General features: G+C 50.8%; 15 protein-coding genes. All 15 read right to left on the reverse strand.

The annotated features are described in order from the left end of the window. Nucleotides 1-12 precede the first annotated feature (12 nt). Nucleotides 13-2,541, reverse strand: coding sequence for a S8 family serine peptidase (locus tag ICC18_RS29880; RefSeq protein WP_223192996.1), 2,529 nt, complete (start codon nucleotides 2,539-2,541; stop codon nucleotides 13-15). A 701-nt stretch (nucleotides 2,542-3,242) separates the two neighbouring features. Next, nucleotides 3,243-4,754, reverse strand: a complete 1,512-nt coding sequence (locus ICC18_RS29885; protein ID WP_188178077.1) for an NADH-quinone oxidoreductase subunit N — start codon at nucleotides 4,752-4,754, stop codon at nucleotides 3,243-3,245. A 4-nt stretch (nucleotides 4,755-4,758) separates the two neighbouring features. After that, complete coding sequence (locus ICC18_RS29890) at nucleotides 4,759-6,381, reverse strand: complex I subunit 4 family protein (RefSeq protein ID WP_188178078.1); 1,623 nt, start codon at nucleotides 6,379-6,381, stop codon at nucleotides 4,759-4,761. Continuing rightward, complete coding sequence (nuoL, locus tag ICC18_RS29895) at nucleotides 6,371-8,254, reverse strand: NADH-quinone oxidoreductase subunit L (protein ID WP_188178079.1); 1,884 nt, start codon at nucleotides 8,252-8,254, stop codon at nucleotides 6,371-6,373. The genes ICC18_RS29890 and nuoL overlap by 11 nt, the downstream gene beginning before the upstream one ends. A 15-nt stretch (nucleotides 8,255-8,269) precedes the next feature. Beyond that, entirely contained in the window at nucleotides 8,270-8,581 is a 312-nt protein-coding gene (gene nuoK / locus ICC18_RS29900; protein WP_188178080.1) for an NADH-quinone oxidoreductase subunit NuoK, read from the reverse strand. A 3-nt stretch (nucleotides 8,582-8,584) separates the two neighbouring features. Next, nucleotides 8,585-9,115, reverse strand: a complete 531-nt coding sequence (locus tag ICC18_RS29905; RefSeq protein WP_188178081.1) for an NADH-quinone oxidoreductase subunit J — start codon at nucleotides 9,113-9,115, stop codon at nucleotides 8,585-8,587. Beyond that, nucleotides 9,108-9,560, reverse strand: a complete 453-nt coding sequence (nuoI, locus tag ICC18_RS29910) for an NADH-quinone oxidoreductase subunit NuoI (protein ID WP_188178082.1) — start codon at nucleotides 9,558-9,560, stop codon at nucleotides 9,108-9,110. The genes ICC18_RS29905 and nuoI overlap by 8 nt, the downstream gene beginning before the upstream one ends. A gap of 16 nt (nucleotides 9,561-9,576) precedes the next feature. Beyond that, nucleotides 9,577-10,581, reverse strand: coding sequence for an NADH-quinone oxidoreductase subunit NuoH (gene nuoH, locus ICC18_RS29915; protein ID WP_188178083.1), 1,005 nt, complete (start codon nucleotides 10,579-10,581; stop codon nucleotides 9,577-9,579). Beyond that, nucleotides 10,581-11,681, reverse strand: a complete 1,101-nt coding sequence (locus ICC18_RS29920; RefSeq protein WP_188178084.1) for an NADH-quinone oxidoreductase subunit D — start codon at nucleotides 11,679-11,681, stop codon at nucleotides 10,581-10,583. Before ICC18_RS29920 ends, nuoH begins: the two co-directional genes overlap by 1 nt. A gap of 3 nt (nucleotides 11,682-11,684) precedes the next feature. After that, a complete protein-coding gene (locus ICC18_RS29925; protein WP_188178085.1) occupies nucleotides 11,685-12,791 on the reverse strand; it encodes an NADH-quinone oxidoreductase subunit C in 1,107 nt (368 codons plus the stop codon). After that, the gene (locus ICC18_RS29930) at nucleotides 12,788-13,306 is read right to left on the reverse strand and encodes a NuoB/complex I 20 kDa subunit family protein (protein ID WP_188178086.1); all 519 of its coding nucleotides are present in this window, start codon (nucleotides 13,304-13,306) and stop codon (nucleotides 12,788-12,790) included. The genes ICC18_RS29925 and ICC18_RS29930 overlap by 4 nt, the downstream gene beginning before the upstream one ends. Next, nucleotides 13,291-13,656: an NADH-quinone oxidoreductase subunit A gene (locus tag ICC18_RS29935; RefSeq protein WP_188178145.1), complete on the reverse strand. Its 366-nt coding sequence runs from the start codon at nucleotides 13,654-13,656 to the stop codon at nucleotides 13,291-13,293. Before ICC18_RS29935 ends, ICC18_RS29930 begins: the two co-directional genes overlap by 16 nt. A gap of 238 nt (nucleotides 13,657-13,894) precedes the next feature. Further along, entirely contained in the window at nucleotides 13,895-14,302 is a 408-nt protein-coding gene (locus tag ICC18_RS29940; protein WP_188178087.1) for a F0F1 ATP synthase subunit epsilon, read from the reverse strand. A gap of 47 nt (nucleotides 14,303-14,349) precedes the next feature. Beyond that, the gene (atpD, locus tag ICC18_RS29945) at nucleotides 14,350-15,747 is read right to left on the reverse strand and encodes a F0F1 ATP synthase subunit beta (RefSeq protein ID WP_188178088.1); all 1,398 of its coding nucleotides are present in this window, start codon (nucleotides 15,745-15,747) and stop codon (nucleotides 14,350-14,352) included. Between the two features lie 167 nt (nucleotides 15,748-15,914). Beyond that, complete coding sequence (gene atpG / locus ICC18_RS29950) at nucleotides 15,915-16,772, reverse strand: ATP synthase F1 subunit gamma (protein WP_188178089.1); 858 nt, start codon at nucleotides 16,770-16,772, stop codon at nucleotides 15,915-15,917. Nucleotides 16,773-16,785: the final 13 nt, after the last annotated feature.

The following is a 16,785-nucleotide window of genomic DNA, read 5'->3' on the forward strand; positions in this document are numbered from 1 at the left end:
CGCCCTCCCGCTTTATCGATTGAGTACTTTCGCCAGCATCGTTACGAACTCAGCGCGCGTTGCCTCCGCATCGGGACGGAACGTGCCGTCCGGGTAACCGCTGATCCAGCCGTCCGCCCACATTTGCTTGAGGATGCCGATGCCCCAATAGGATTCATCGACATCGTTAAACGGCGAATTACCGCGTCGCTTACCGGTCATATTCATGCTGCGGGCCAGCATCTGCGTCATTTCCATTCGCGTTAGCGTGCGATCCGGGCCGAATGTACCGTCGGGGTAACCATCTATAAGGCCGGCCTGCACCCCTTTGGCCACGTTATCATAAGCCCAATGCGAGGAGGTAAGATCGCTGAATCGCAGCTGCCTTAGTTTAGAAAGCTTCAGAGCTCTCGTCAAAACTGTTGCCGCTTCCGCACGGGTAATGGAGCGGTCTGGAGCAAACCGATAGTTGCCGTACCCGCTGATAATTTCTTGCTGAGTGAGCTTGCTGATCGCATCAACCGCCCAATGGCCGTCGATATCGATAAATCCGCTGACCAGCGGATAGCTGCCCGCCTTCAATTGATACATCTGGCTTAAAAACCATTTGTCAGCTTGAAGTTTAATATAATATGTGCCTTGATCCAGAGCTTTCTCCATGAAAAGAGAATCTGCTCCATATTGACTTTTATAAAAGCCTTGCTCTTTCAAAGAACTATCGTATAAGGTCGCAAACAACGTACGCGCCGAAGGAATGTTCGTTAAGCTCACTTGAGCAAGTCCGTCTTTATTCATCCGGAATTCGAACCAGTCCACGTCGTCGTTTTTGTGAAACAAGCCCTCATATTCAGAGAACATGCCGACAAAAGTGGCTTGATACGATTTATCGTTAGGCTCATTCGGATCGATCAGTTTCGGGTTGTATTCAATCACAAGCGCATACTCGCCCGTGATCGGTTCTGAGTAGTCCTTAATGTTACTAACGCGAATATAATACTGGCCGGGCAAAAGCTCCATCAAGGAGCTGATTTCCGTCGTGCCGTCTCCGGACTGGTCGATGGTTACCCCCTTCTCCCCTTCCTTTTGGAGGAAGATCACAGGGTCAATCCGGGCCGTATCCACTGATAAACGCAAGCGCATCGTACCTGACTTCTCAATAGGAAGGACAAACCAGTCCAGGTCGCCTTTCTTATGAAAAGTACCACGGATCGTCTGACTACGGTCCGGCAGTGCAAAAGCTTTATACTGCTTATCATTATTTTCGAACGGATCTTGATAAATGAGGAAGTCCGTACTCAGGGAGTAACTCAAGGACGTTTTCCGCGTACGGTCTACCGATTGCAGCTGGATATAGGTACGGCCTTTGCGTACTGGAAAAGTGAAGGTTTGGCCGGCATCCGCTGCACCTCCCGAAGTATACGTCTCTCCGGAGTCCACCCGAACTCGGATTCCAGAGCTGTCACCGCTGCGCAGCAAGAGCGCGATCGCCCCATCGTAAGCCGCATCAATCGCATACCAATCCTGATCCTGAGCGGAGCTCAGCGTCGCATGAATGGAAGCATGAACAGGAAGCTTCGCCGCTTTATCCTGCCGATTGTTCGGCTCGAAGCGGTCCTCCGTGTATGGCTGCGTGAGCGCTTGATCAACGCGCAACAAGCCGTAGCCCGTCTTCGCGTCCCAGCCCGCAATTTCCAAATCTTCCGCTGTCTGCTTCAGCAAATCACGCACTTGGTAAGCATGCATACCAGGGTATTTTGCCCACACCAGCGCAGCTGCAGCCGCTACCTGAGGAGCTGCCATAGAGCTGCCGTCCTGATACTGATAGCCGCCTCCAAGCGAAGTCGTATAAACGTCCCATGGCGCCATAAGATCGAGCTCAGGACCCGAATTCGAGCGGGAATCGGCATGCTTATCGGGCGTAACGCCACCGACGGCGAGAACAGTTGGATACGCCGCAGGATATTTGACGCTAGTTCCTTCATTCCCCACCGCCGCCACCAGCAGCACATCGTGATCTTCGGCATACTGTACGATGTTGGCCAAATAATCGGAATACTTGTTCAACCCAAGCGAAAGGACAACGATTTTCGCGCCATGATCCACCGCGTATCGAATCCCTTCGCCAAGCTTCGCTTCGCCGCCTGTGCCATCAGCCTCCAAGGCTTTGATCGGCATGATTTTCGCATTAGGCGCGATGCCCGTAATCCCTTTATCGTTATTCATCGTCGCTGCAATAACGCCAGCTACGTTCGTTCCATGTCCGTTATCATCACTGGGCTTCTTCCCGGATTGAAGGAGGTTCGTACCTTCAACGAAGTTGCCTGCCAAATCAGGATGCGTCAGATCCACGCCGGTATCCACAACGGCGACGACCATTGACGTCTTTGCATCGCCTGCGGCAGCCCAAGCTTCGTTTATATGAATCATATCCAAATAGACTTGTTTCACCCTCATCGGGTCGGTCGATTGCGGATATGCCGCTTCTGCTTTTGGTACCATCCCTGCAAGTTCCACAACCAGCGCCAATAAAGCAATGAGCAATAGATGTCGAGTCAGTTTCATGAAATCACAGGCTTTCTTATATAAAATTCGTGTTTAAAAAGTTCGCTTTCAGAACCGAGAAGGTTGGACGTTACCCGGAGAAGGAGGAACGGAGCGAGATGTGAGTACCGGACTTCCCGGGTTCGTTCAAGATTCGATGCCGAGATGCTCCCAGAATAACTTCGTTATCAAAATGAACTTTTTAAACAACCTCTGAAGAATGGTCTTTAAGACATTCTCTATCTATACCACAATCCCTGCCTACTTGATATATATAACGGATGATCGTCGCAAAAAGTTCAGATGTTGCGCAAAAAAAATACGCCTGACCAAAAAACGAACAACAAAATGATTTAACTCGTTACCCTCGTGTAAATTTGCAATGGTTTGCCGGATTAATTGGCAAGTTCACATCTTGTCTGAAGACATATCCAAGTGACGCAGGAATTGAGCATATCATTACTAAAGTCCGGAATAACACAATAGCATATAAGATACATCCACCAAAACAATTTGGAGTCCGATTTTACAAAATTGCAGCTTGGTTTGTGCAAGAGGATGTTCGATGAGCGCATGATAAGCTTGCAAAATCGAACTCCAACCACTAACTTCATTCACCACGTTTTTGCAATTCGGCGAATTCGAACTGCGATAAACGCAATCTACGCAAAAAAACCTTCCCCCACGTTATTACGCGGGAAAAGGCTTTTTCAGAAGGTCTTTTACATAATCAGAAAATCTTTCGTCAAGGTGAAAATGGATTCGATACCTTTCAGCACAAACTGTGGAACGAAGCCAAGCGCTACGCCAATCAGGGCACAGAGCCATACCGTGATACCGAGCGGAACCGATACTTTGACCGCGGTCGGCTCGTAGTCGCTGCGCATGAACATCTGCCGAACGACGCCGAAGTAATAGTATAACGAAACGACGCTGGTGGCGATCATGAGCGCGCCCAACCAATATTGATGCGTCTGCATGGTGCCCAAAATGATATACAGCTTCCCGAAAAATCCGCCTGATACTGGAATACCGGCCAGAGAGAGTACAATCAGCACCATGGCTACTGCAGTGAGCGGAGCCCGGTAGTACAAGCCGCCGAAGCCTTTGAGCTCGGTATGCCCTTCCGCTTGTTCGATGATCATCAGGACGGCGAACACCCCGATATTCATGAATAAGTAGGCAATCAGGTAGAAGATGAATTCCGAGAAATTGCTGTAATGCGTTCCTGAAAAATAGGTACCTACAGGGACGAGCAGATAGCCTGCATTCGCAATCCCCGAATAGGCGAGAAGTCGCTTCATATTCGATTGTTTCAATGCTACGAAATTGCCTGTCACCATCGCGATCGCTGCCATTACCGAGATGGCTAAGAACACATCCGATTGGATGGCGCTGCCTTCAAAGCTGCTGAATCCAAACAGCAGATAAAACACGCGGAACAGGATTGCGAAGCCTGCCGCCTTGGATACAACTGCCAGGAACGCGGTCACCGGCGTCGGTGCGCCCTGGTATACGTCAGGGGCCCAGCTGTGGAACGGCGCAGCGGCGATTTTGAAACCGAAGCCTGCCAGCAGCAGGAAGAAGGCGACATAGAGAAGTGCCTCGTAAGACGGCACAAGCGACGGCAGCGCAGCGCCAATTTGTGACAAATTGGTAGAACCGGCCATACCGTACAGGAATGACATGCCGTACAAAATTATTGCCGAGGAAATACCGCCCATCACCAAGTATTTGAACGCACCTTCGTTCGACTGTTGATTATGTTTCTTCATCGCGACTAGCAGATAGGACGTGATGCTCAGCAGCTCCAATCCGACGTACAAGGTGATGAGATCACCGGATGAAGACATGATCATCCCGCCGAGCGCTGCCGGCAGCAAGAAGTAATAGTATTCTCCGACATGCGGAATGTCGTCTACTTTGACGAAGCCAAGGCTCATCAGAACGATAAAGCCGGTACCTGTCGAGATAAAAAGCTTGAGCAAGTTCGAGAAATCGTCCACACGATAACTGTGATTGAGCAGCCCAATCGCCTCTTCGGGGTTCAACTGGAGAACGACGAATACGGCGGAAACGGCAATGCCGACCAGGGACAGCCATCCAATGATGGAGCGGCTTGCTCTGCTTGGCAAGATCAAATCCAAGAGCGATAGGATGATTGCAGTGGCAACCAGGGAGAGCTCAGGGAGCAGATGCGATAAATCGGCGACATGGAGTCGAAGCTGTTCCACCGGACTAACCTCCTATCTTCCCGGCTACGCTTTGGATCAATTGATCAAAGCTGCCTATCGTTTGCTGCAGCGGCTGGCTCAGCGCGCTTGGGAATACGCCTAGCAGGAGAATAAAGGCAACCAATGCGATCATCGGTATGGCCTCTATCAACCTTGCGTCACGCATCCCCTGTGTCTGTAAGCGTTGCTCCAGCGGGCCGAACGTGATATTCAACACCCCGCGAAGCACGTAAACCGCCGCCAAAATAATGCCAAGCGTCCCGATAATCGTATACACCTTATGGGTTTCGAACAAGCCGAGGAACGCTAAAAATTCACTAATGAAACCGGATAATCCCGGCAATCCGAGCGATGCCATACCCGCAATCAGCAGAATACCGCTAATGAAGGGCACCTTTGCCGCGAGTCCGCCTAAACGGTCCAGATCGGTGGTTTGCGTCCGCTCGTAGATGCTGCCGACAAGCAGGAACATCAGCGCCGATATCAGACCATGCGAGATCAGCTGGAACACGGCGCCCTGCAGGCCGCTGATGTTGAATGCAGCAATTCCGAGCAGGACAATCCCCATATGGCTAATACTGGAGTAGGCAAGCACAAGCTTGAAATCCTTCTGTACAATAGCGAGTATCGCGCCGTACACAATGTTGATAACGCCGAGCAGCGCCAGCATCCACGCCCACTGTTTGGCTTCCGCCGGGAAGAACATAATGCCGAAGCGAATAAGGCCATAGGCCCCCATTTTCAGCAAAATACCCGAGTGAATCATAACGACAGACGGCGGAGCTTCCGTATGCACCTTCAGCATCCACGTATGGAACGGGAAGATCGGCAGCTTGATGCCGAAAGCAACCAGCAGCATGATGAAAACCGTCCATTTCATCGCGGAACTGAGGAAAAACGGCGTTCCCTCTTGATTTACATAGGCCTGTGCATCTTGCAGTAAATTATAGGCGATTGTATGGATGTCGCCACTGTAAAACACGATCGCTTCCGTCTGCGACTGCACTTGACTAAAGCCCGCCGTGCTGACCAGAATCAGGAAGGCGATCAGCATGACCGCTGAACCGAGTCCATTATAAAGGAGGAAGCGGTTCGCCGCTTGCTCCCGATTCATGTACCCCCAAATGCCGATCAGGAAGAACATCGGTACCAGCGTGATTTCGAAGAAAATGAAGAACAAGAACAGATCCTGCGCCATGAACACGCCGAACATCCCGGTTTCGAGCAGAAGGAACAGGATGTAGAACGTTTTCCAGCGTTTTTTGATGTATACCGAAGCCAGTGCAGCCATCGTTGAAACGAATGCTGTTAGAAACACTAATGGCAACGATAACCCGTCTACCGCCATCGAGTATTTAAATTCGAAGAAGTAAGAGGTCAACTGCTGAATCCCTTCGTGATTGAGGGGAACCTTAATCCAGTCGAGCTGCTCCTTATACTGAAGAGGATCGCCTTGATAGTTGTAGTCCGAGTATAACCATGCCGCCAAAATAAGCGGAATCAGCGTCGTTGCGATGGCTATCGTTTTGATTAAGCTGCCTTTATCACCCCGGATAAAGAGCAGAATGAGAACCCCAAGCAAGGGCGAGAATGCGATGAGACTTAGAATCGGTATGCTACCCAGCATGGATAAACCTCCTTCCCGCTATAGCGAGTGCCAGAATCAGCATACCTAGAAGCGTAATAACGCCATAGGTCTGCAACTGCCCGTTCTGCAGGCGGGAACCCAGCCGACCTAACCCGACCACGGCAAAGGCAACGAAACGAACCAGACCATCGATGATGTATACATCAATCAATTCCAAAAGGTAGCCGAGCCCGCGAAGCGGCTTTACAACAACCCCGTTATAGAACTCATCGATGAAATATTTGCGGTTCAGCAGCGTATACAACCACGGCACTTTACCGGAAACGATATCGCGCGGAATAGAGCGTTTCAAGTACATCAGATACCCGAGTCCAATACCCAGCAAGCCTGCGAGGGTAGATAGAATGATAACCGTCCAATTCGCGGCTTCCTCATGGTTTTCGCCTGTCAGCCAGTGGCTAAGCCATTCATTGAACGGCGTGTTCACGAACCCTGCAATAACGGCCAGCACTGCCAGCACAATAAGCGGAGTCGTCATTGAAGCCGGGGATTCGTGCGGTTCATGATCATACTTCTTGCTAGGCGAACCCATAAACACCAGGAAGAACAAGCGTGACATATAGAATGCAGTGAAGAACGCTGCAATAACGCCAACCCAGAACAGAAACTGATTATGCGCATAAGCCTCGCTCAGAATCAGATCCTTCGACCAGAAACCTGCGAACGGGAAAATACCGGACAGCGCGAGAGTTCCAATGGCGAACGTCCATGTCGTAATCTTCATTTTGCGGGATAACCCGCCCATTTCGTTAATGTCTTGCGTATGTACGGCATGAATAACACTACCTGCACCCAAGAAGAGCAGCGCCTTGAAGAATGCATGGGTGAACAGATGGAACATCCCTGAAGCGAACGAGACACCAATGCCTAACGCCATCATCATATATCCGAGTTGACTAACGGTCGAGTAAGCGAGAATGCGCTTGATATCGTTCTGAGCGACACCGATTGTCGCAGCGAAAATCGCCGTGAACCCACCAACATAAGCAACGACGAGCAGCGCGTCCGGTGAAGCTTGGAAAATATCAAACGTGCGCGCGACCAAGTAAACGCCAGCAGCAACCATCGTTGCCGCATGGATAAGCGCACTGATCGGCGTCGGGCCTTCCATCGCGTCCGGCAGCCACGTATGCAGCGGGAATTGACCGGATTTGCCGATGGCTCCTATAAAGATCAGAATCGCGATCCAGGTCACGATCGTCGGATCGATTTTGCCTGAAGCGAATGCATTATGGATAGAACTGAAATCAAGCGCGTGGCCTGGCATATACCAGAACAGCAGCAGAATGCCGATGAACAAGCCAACGTCCCCGATACGGGTAACGATGAAGGCTTTTTTCGCTGCCGCTTTCGCCTCCGGCTTGTAGTACCAGAATCCCACCAATAAGAAGGAGCAGGCACCTACAAGCTCCCAGAAAATGTAGAGTTCGAGCATATTGGCCGAGATGACAAGACCAAGCATGGAGAAAGAGAACAGCGCGATGTAACTGAAAAATACATGGATGCGCTCGTCGCCCTTCATGTAACCTTTAGAGTAAATGTTGACTAAAAGGCTGACGAGCGTTACGATCACGAGCATCAAGGCATTGAGATTATTGACCTCAAAGCCCATTTTCAGCGTGTAGTCGCCAACCTGAAGCCAGCTTAGCTTATCCCATGTATAATCCTCGACATGACCGTCCAGTCTTTCCAAGAAAATCAGCAAGGCAACGATAAATGAGGCCAACATCGCCGCAATACTGATGTAAATTCCAAAATCCTTCAATTGACGTCCCATAGCCGTAAGCGCTAGAAAAGCGAGCAGCGGAAACAACGGAATGAGCCATGCGTATTGTGAATAGTCCGATACCATGTCCTTTTCAGCCCCCTAGCGCTTCATAGAATCCATTTCATTGACCTCTGATGTTCCTTTATTCCGGTAAATCGTGATCAGAATCGCGATCCCCACGGCCGCTTCCGCAGCCGCAATCGTAATATTAAACAGGGAGAAAATTTGCCCCGTAAGCGCCGGATGGTCGCCGAGCTTCGAGAAGGCCACCAAATTCAGGTTTACTGCATTGAGCATCAGCTCAATCGACAACAGCACGATAACCCCGTTCTTCTTCGTCAGTGCACCGTATAAGCCGATGCAGAACAGGATGGCCGCCAGCGTGAGATAAGGAGTAACGATAGTACCCACTGTCTAATCCTCCTCTCTCTTGGCAATGACGATCGCACCGATGAAGGCAACCGTCAGCAGCACAGACATGATTTCAAAAGGGATCACATGCTCATTATAGAGCAGTTTTCCGATTTCGAGGGTATTGTCTTTGCCAGCATCCAGCGTGCCCGTAGCGACGAAGTTCGTTTTTTGAATCGCATAAAATAAGATCCCGAACAAACCTAATGCCCCGACAATGGCGAGGCCTTCATGCCAAGGCCGTCTAGGCTCCGCTTCGTCGCCTTGTCTATGCTTCGTCATCATAATGCCGAAGATCATCAGAATCGAGATCGCGCCCGCGTAAATCAACACTTGCACAAAAGCGACAAATTCGGCTTCCAGAATGACGTAAAGTCCCGCCAAACTGATGAAAGTCAAGGCTACGGACACGACCATATGAATGACCTTGGTAAAAGAGATCATAAAGATGGCGCCGCCAATCGCCAGCAAAGCGAAGATAAAGAAGGCCCAGCTCGTTCCGCTTGAAAGGAAATCACCGATTCCGCTAAACATCTTTTTTGGCGCCCCCTTTCGGCATGGCCGAGTTGTTCTCCTGGCGAATGTTTTGGTTATTATCATTAAGCCATTGCAGGTTTTTGAATAAATCGTCCCTGCTGTAAGTGCTCAGCTCAAAATTATTCGTCATGACGATCGCCTCGGTCGGACAAACCTCCGTGCATAGATCGCACAAAATACAGATTTCAAAATTAATATCGTACGTATCGATAACCTTTCCCTTCTTCTCAGGGTCAGGGTTCGCTTTACCGGTTAAAGTAATACATTCCGTCGGGCAAATGCGGGCACATTGATTACAGACAATGCATTTTTCCGGATCAAAATGTTGAATGCCACGGAAGCGATCCGGCATTTTAAGCGGGACGTCAGGGTACGCGTAGGTCACCTTCTTCTGAGTCATGCTTTTTAGCGTTACGCCTAAGCCTTTTACTAAACCCTTCATTGTATCCCTTCCCTTCTTAAACCAAACTCATAACGATCGCGGTCACCAGCATGTTGACCAGAGCCAGCGGAAGCAGCACTTTCCAGCCGAAGCCCATCAACTGATCGACCCGTACCCGTGGCAGTGTTGCCCGTATCCAGAACAGGAAGAATACGATGAAAGAGAATTTCAGCAGGAACCAGATGATACCTGGAATGAAATCAAGGAACGGGAACGGCGCATGCCAACCGCCCAGGAAAATTAAGCTGGTCAGCGAGGCGATGACGAATACGTAGACATACTCCGCCAGCATGAAAAAGGCGAAACGGAATCCGCTGTACTCGACGTGATAACCTGCGACAAGCTCAGATTCAGCCTCCGGCAAATCGAAAGGAGTCCGGTTCAGCTCCGAAACCCCGGCAATCACGAAAATGATAAATCCGAGAATTTGCGGAATGAAGTTCCAATGCCAGAAGCCGCCGGTTTGGTGATCCACAATCGTGTGAAGGTTGAGGCTTCCAGTCATCATAATGACGCCAATGACGGAAATGACGAGCGGCACTTCATAACTGATCATTTGCGCAGCAGAGCGCATGCCGCCAAGCAGCGCGTATTTATTGTTCGACGCCCAGCCGCCGAGAATGATGCCGATCGTGGAAATCCCCGTAAGGGCAACATAATAAAGCAAGCCTACATTGAGATTGGCATTAAATAGCTTATCGGAAAAAGGAATCGTCGCAATAATCGTAAATGACGGGATAAACGTAATGATCGGCGCCAAAATGAAGAGCTCGCGCTCCGCTTTTTTAGGGATCGTATCTTCTTTGATCAGAAGCTTCGTTACGTCCGCTACGCTCTGCAAAAGCCCTAACGGCCCTGTCCGGTTCGGTCCGATTCGCAGCTGCATCCAGCCGATAACCTTGCGCTCAAAGTAGATGGCATAGGTTACAAAACCGAGTACCAGCAGCAGCATCACGACGCCCCAGAACAGGAAAATGAAGAAGTTGGTCCAGCTTAGACTCTCCTCCAGCAGATTCATCATTAGGCATCCACCTCCCCAACGACAATGTCAATTCCGCCCAAGATCGTAATCAGATTGGTCATGGTTTCGCCGACTAGCAGCTTGGGCAATATTTGCAGATTTATGAAGGAAGGTCTGCGGAATTTCAAGCGGTACGGCTCCTGTTTGCCTCGGGAAATAATGTAACAGCCGATTTCTCCGCGAGGAGATTCTATGGCTGCGTACACTTCGCCTTCGGCAGGGCGGATCACGCGAGGTACCTTGCCCATCGTTTCGCCTTCAGCAGGGAATTGTTCTACCGCCTGCTCCAGAATGCGCAGCGATTGCCGCACTTCTTCCATACGAAGTATGTATCGATCATAGCAATCGCCGCCAGTACTTACAGGCACGTCGAATTCAAAGCGGTTATACAAGCTATACGGCTGCGTTTTGCGTATGTCCCAGTTGACACCGGTACATCTTAAGTTGGCTCCGCTGAGGCCGTAGGCAATTGCCGTCTCGGCATCATATTTACCTACGCCTTTAATCCGCGCAAGGAAGATTTCGTTGCCGGATACGAGGGTATGATACTCTTCCAATTTGTCGCGCATATAAGGGACGAACTTGCGTACCTTCTCAATCCAACCGTCCGGCGCATCCCATTTAACCCCGCCTACACGCATGTAGTTGTAAGTCAGACGGGCTCCGCAAAGCTCGTTGAACAGGTCGATAATGATTTCACGGTCGCGAAAAGCGTATAAGAAAGGGCTCATTGCGCCAATGTCCAGCAAATAGGTGCCCCACCAAACCATATGGCTGGCAATGCGCTGAAGTTCCATAACGATCAAGCGAAGGAATTCCGCACGCTCCGGCACTTCCAGCTGCATCAATTTCTCCACGGCGTGGACGAGCACGTAATTGTTGGTCATCGCCGATACGTAGTCCATCCGGTCCGTATACGGGATGATTTGCGTATAGTTGAGATTCTCAGCCAATTTTTCCGTTCCTCTATGTAGATAGCCCATTACGGGTATAGCTTCTTTGATAATCTCCCCATCCAGCTTGACGATCACGCGGAATACCCCGTGCGTACTGGGATGCTGAGGGCCTACGTTTAACAGCAGCTCTTCTGTCCGTAACAAATGCTACACCTCCGGGTCGAGCGGTTCGTAATCTTTGCGCAGTGGATGACCGACCCAATCGTCAGGCATCATAATTCTTCGTAAATCGGGATGTCCGGGAAAATCGATGCCCAGTAAGTCAAATACTTCCCGCTCGTTCCAATTGGCTGTAGCCCACACCGGCGTTACCGATGGGATGCTCGGCTGCTCGCGGTCTGTTTTCACTTTCACGCAGTATTCGCGCTGATGCGTGAGGGAAAGCAGATGATACGCCACCTCCAGGTGCGTCTCCTGATCGACTCCGGAGAGATTGCGCAAATAGTCGCAGCGCAGCTCTTCGTGATCTCGAAGCGCCAGGGCCGCCTGCGGCCAGCGTGCGCTGTGGATAACAACATAAGGACGATGCGAGTCCTTCTCGTTGATAAAAGCGTCGACGACGGCGTCTTCGCCCACGTCGGCTTTCAAGATCGCGACCAGCCGATCGAGCAGCGGCTGATTCGGCGACGGCTCCTTCGGCGCGGCTGGCTCCGCCGAATCCGGCTTCGCTGCACGCGCGCTGGCTCGCGCGGCGCGTGCTTCTGCGGCGGCCTGCGCTTTGGCCGCCTTCTCGTCCTCGGCGGCGTCTCCGGACGCCGCCGGTGGTGCCTCCGCCGACGCGGGCTCGCCCGTCGGCGTAGCGGCCGCCCGCGCCGCCTGGCGGGCGGCTCTCGCCGCAGCGCGCTCGGCTGCGGCATCGGCTGCGGCGCTGCTCGGCGCTGCACCGTCGGCAGCAGCCGCTGCGCTGGCCCGCTCGTCGGCAGACGCCTGCGCGAGCTCGGCAGCCGGCGCGTCGCTCGGCTCGCCCGTCGTCTGCGCCGCCGGGTCGGCCGCCTGGATCTCCGCCGCGCGGTCTACCGCGGCTTGCACGTCGTCGCTGAGCGGCGTCTTGTTCAGCTGCGCCTCCGGCGTCAGCTCGCCGACCTGCTCAGCTGCTTTCTCCAGCGGCGAGTCGCCTTTCTCGGACTCGCCAGTTCTTGCTTCCTCCGCTGACGTGCCCTCCTCAGCGGCCTTTGCCTCGTGAGCAGCCTCTACTTCGGATGCCGCACCTGGCTTCTCCTCAGGCTGACCCTCCGGCTTCTTCTCGTCACTCATCGATTGGTCACCCGCTTCCCGGTCTTCGCTTCATAGCGAATTTTCTCCTGAAGCTTATTAATACCGTAGATCAGCGCCGCCGGATTCGGCGGGCAGCCTGGTATGTACACATCGACAGGAACGACCTGATCGACACCTTTTACAACCGAATAAGACTTCACATACGGCCCTCCGGCTGTTGCACAGGAGCCCATCGCGATAACCCATTTCGGCTCCGGCATCTGCTCGTAAAGACGGCGCAGCAAAGGAGCCATTTTCTTCGTAACGGTCCCTGCCACAATCATCACGTCAGATTGCCGGGGGGACGTACGGAAGATGACTCCGAAACGGTCCAAATCATAGTGCGAGCCGCCCGTTCCCATCATTTCAATGGCGCAACAGGCAAGGCCAAAGGTTAACGGCCAAAGCGAATTGCTGCGAGCCCAAGCTTTCACTTGCTCCAGCGTTGTCATAAATACGTTGCGGTTTAGCTCTTCCCGCTCTTCGGGAGATATCGATTCTAGACTGAAGTCCATTGCAGCACCTTCTTCTTCCAAGCGTATAATAAACCTATGGCAAGCAAGGCTACAAAAATGCACATTTCAACTAAAGCAAAAAGTCCAAGCTGATTGTAGGCAACAGCCCATGGATACAGGAATACGGTCTCTACATCAAAAATGACAAACATTAAAGCAAATAAATAATAACGAATGTTAAAACGGATTTGTCCCTCACCTACGGGCTCGTTCCCGCTTTCATACGTCGTATACTTCTCCTCGACGGGTTTACTCGGTCTTAGCCATTTGCCGATTGTCAGCGCCGCAATAGGCAGGAAAATGCCCAGTCCCAAAAAAATCGCCACAATCACATAATTATTTGTGTACATCATCCGGATGTAACCGCCTCCATTCTTATTTAATTTTCTTATGCCACTCATTAGATTTGGTAATAATCACCTTAACAATTATAGCAAAAAGGATTTTAGGCGTCGATGACTAATTCCGTCTCCCCTATGTACTTTTTCCATTTTTATCTTTTCTTACACGGCTGCTGGAGAAATAAGGATTTGTTTCGCTGTACAAAAAAGGCGAAGGAACTAAGTTCCTTCGCTCTTTTGAATCGATCTATTTTCTTCCGGCTACTGTAATCCGGTTCAATGCTCTTTGCAACGATGCTTCGGCACGCTTGAAATCGACGTTAGATTGCTTCATATCCGCAAGACGTTTTTCCGCGCGTTCCTTCGCTGCTTTCGCACGATCTATATCGATTTGTTCTGGCAGCTCGGCGCTTTCCGCCAGTATGACCACTTTATCCTTGCGCACTTCCATAAATCCGCCGTTCACTGCGATGATTTCGTCTTTAGAGCCCTGTTTCTTCACAGTAATCGGACCGATTTTCAATGGAGTCACCAGTGGAATGTGGTTCGGCAGAATTCCAAGCTCCCCTTCAACACCCTTCACTACAATCATGTTCGCTTGTTCAGCGTACACTTTGTGCTCAGGAGTAACAATTTCAAGTAGGAATGTACTCACTTGGATTCTCCTTCCTCAGCTTACGCGCAGGTTTACCAAAGGTAACCTTACAGCGTTTTCGCTTTCTCGATTGCGTCCTCGATCGTACCTACGTTATGGAACGCTACCTCAGGAAGGTTATCGTGTTTACCTTCAAGAACTTCTTTGAAGCTGCGCACAGTATCTTTCAATGGCACGTACAAGCCTGGGAAACCGTTGAACGGCTCAGCAACGTGAAGCGGCTGAGACAAGAACAGACGGAGACGACGCGCACGGGTTACGATCAATTTGTCCTCGTCGGACAACTCATCCATACCCAAGATCGCGATGATATCCAGAAGCTCTTTGTAACGTTGAAGAACTTGTTTAACGCCTTGTGCTACTTTATAATGCTCTTCGCCCAAAATTTCAGGCGTCAAGATACGGGAAGATGAAGCCAGCGGATCTACCGCAGGGAAGATACCCGCAGCCGCGATGCTACGCTCCAAGTTCGTTGTTGCATCCAAATGCGCGAACGCTGTAGCTGGAGCCGGATCCGTATAGTCATCCGCAGGAACGTAAATCGCTTGAATCGATGTTACGGAACCTTTTTTCGTGGATGTAATACGCTCTTGCAATTGACCCATCTCTGTAGCCAAAGTCGGTTGGTAACCTACCGCGGATGGCATACGACCGAGCAACGCCGAAACCTCGGAACCTGCTTGGGTGAAACGGAAAATGTTGTCGATGAACAGAAGAACGTCTCTTCCTTCAACGTCACGGAAATACTCAGCCATTGTCAAACCGGTCAAGGCTACGCGAAGACGCGCGCCAGGAGGCTCGTTCATTTGACCGAATACCATCGCTGTTTTCGCGATAACGCCGGAATCTTTCATCTCGTGGTAAAGGTCATTACCTTCACGAGTACGCTCGCCAACGCCTGCGAATACGGAGATACCGCCGTGCTCTTGCGCGATGTTGTGGATCAGCTCTTGCATCGTTACGGTTTTACCTACACCCGCTCCGCCGAAGAGACCGATTTTACCACCCTTAGCATAAGGAGCCATCAGGTCAATAACTTTAATACCTGTTTCAAGAACTTCCGACTTCGTGGACAAGTTCTCGAAAGCAGGAGCCTCTTTATGAATCGGGCTAGTTTCGGAACGGTCAACAGTCTCGATACCGTCGATTGGTTCTCCAACTACGTTAAATACACGACCCAATGTTGCTGCGCCTACCGGTACAGTAATTGGAGCACCTGAATCAACAGCTTCAGCGCCACGTACAAGTCCGTCTGTAGAGGACATCGCTACGCAACGAACGAGGTTGTCACCAAGGTGAACAGCCGCTTCAACCGTGATGGAGAGCGTTTGTCCGCCTTCCGTTTTTTCAATCTTGATTGCATTCAGAATTTCAGGGAGCTGTCCGCGTTCGAACTCAATGTCGACGACAGGCCCTGTAATATTCACAACGCGCCCTTTGCTCATGGTTTCCCTCCTAAGAAAAGCTTCGCCTCTGGTCGAGGTCATTTATAAGAAAAAACATCTATCGAAGTCATTCAATGTAGCCAGACCGCTTTTTGATGAAGTTTTTCATGCCAATAAGAATTTTATTATCCGCACTATCGGAAATTTATAAATTCTTATGTGGACAATTAAGCGTTCGCGCTCGCTCCAGCGACGATTTCCGCAATTTCTTGCGTGATCGATGCTTGGCGTGCACGGTTGTATGCCAATGTGTAGCTGTTGATCATCTTCGTTGCATTCTTCGTTGCCGAGTTCATCGCTGTCATTCTCGCACCGAACTCGCTTGCTTTACCTTCCAGCACTGCACTGTAAATCAGCGTTTCCGCATACTTAGGTAGCAATACTTCCAGTACGCCTTCCGGTGACGGCTCGTATTCGTAACTAGCAGCCGACGCTCCTGTTACATCCTCCATTGGAAGCAGGCGAACCATCGTTGGAATCTGTGTGATCGCGTTTTTGAATTGGTTGTAAACCAGGAACAATTGGTCGTACGTACCATTTTCAAAATTCGTAACCGCAGAAGCCGCAATCGATTTAATATCCGAAAACTTCGGAGAATCAGGAAGACCCGTTACTTCCTCAACAATCGGAATATTACGTTTGGAGAAGAAGTTGCTTCCTTTACGGCCAATTACAAAAACGGCGTACTCCGACGTCGATTTATGTCGCTCACGAATCTCGGTCATAACCTTCCGCAACACGTTCGCGTTGTAGCCTCCTGCCAATCCCCGATCCGAAGTGATAACCAAATACGCGGTTTTCTTCACTTCGCGCGTCTGCAGCATAGGGTGCTTCACACCTTTGGTGCCTGCTGCGATGCTTGAGACAACTTCTTTCAGCTTATCCGAATAAGGACGTGCTGCTTCCGCAGCTTGCTGAGCTCTTCGCAAGTTCGCTGCCGCGACCATTTCCATCGCTCGCGTAATTTGCTTCGTGTTTTGTGTGGATTTGATTTGGCGCTTAATCTCGCGCATTCCTTTTGCCATACCTGTCACCTCT

Origin of the sequence: Paenibacillus sedimenti (assembly GCF_014534655.1) — a bacterium.
GTDB lineage: Bacteria > Bacillota > Bacilli > Paenibacillales > NBRC-103111 > Paenibacillus_E > Paenibacillus_E sedimenti.

Coding starts and splice junctions, on each gene's coding strand:
- atpG (WP_188178089.1), bottom strand. CDS start 16,772: ATGGCAAAAGGAATGCGCGAGATTAAGCGCCAAATCAAATCCACACAA.
- ICC18_RS29905 (WP_188178081.1), bottom strand. CDS start 9,115: ATGTTTAGCGGAATCGGTGATTTCCTTTCAAGCGGAACGAGCTGGGCC.
- ICC18_RS29935 (WP_188178145.1), bottom strand. CDS start 13,656: ATGTACACAAATAATTATGTGATTGTGGCGATTTTTTTGGGACTGGGC.
- ICC18_RS29930 (WP_188178086.1), bottom strand. CDS start 13,306: ATGGACTTCAGTCTAGAATCGATATCTCCCGAAGAGCGGGAAGAGCTA.
- nuoH (WP_188178083.1), bottom strand. CDS start 10,581: ATGATGAATCTGCTGGAGGAGAGTCTAAGCTGGACCAACTTCTTCATT.
- ICC18_RS29925 (WP_188178085.1), bottom strand. CDS start 12,791: ATGAGTGACGAGAAGAAGCCGGAGGGTCAGCCTGAGGAGAAGCCAGGT.
- nuoI (WP_188178082.1), bottom strand. CDS start 9,560: ATGAAGGGTTTAGTAAAAGGCTTAGGCGTAACGCTAAAAAGCATGACT.
- ICC18_RS29890 (WP_188178078.1), bottom strand. CDS start 6,381: ATGCTGGGTAGCATACCGATTCTAAGTCTCATCGCATTCTCGCCCTTG.
- atpD (WP_188178088.1), bottom strand. CDS start 15,747: ATGAGCAAAGGGCGCGTTGTGAATATTACAGGGCCTGTCGTCGACATT.
- ICC18_RS29880 (WP_223192996.1), bottom strand. CDS start 2,541: ATGAAACTGACTCGACATCTATTGCTCATTGCTTTATTGGCGCTGGTT.
- nuoL (WP_188178079.1), bottom strand. CDS start 8,254: ATGGTATCGGACTATTCACAATACGCATGGCTCATTCCGTTGTTTCCG.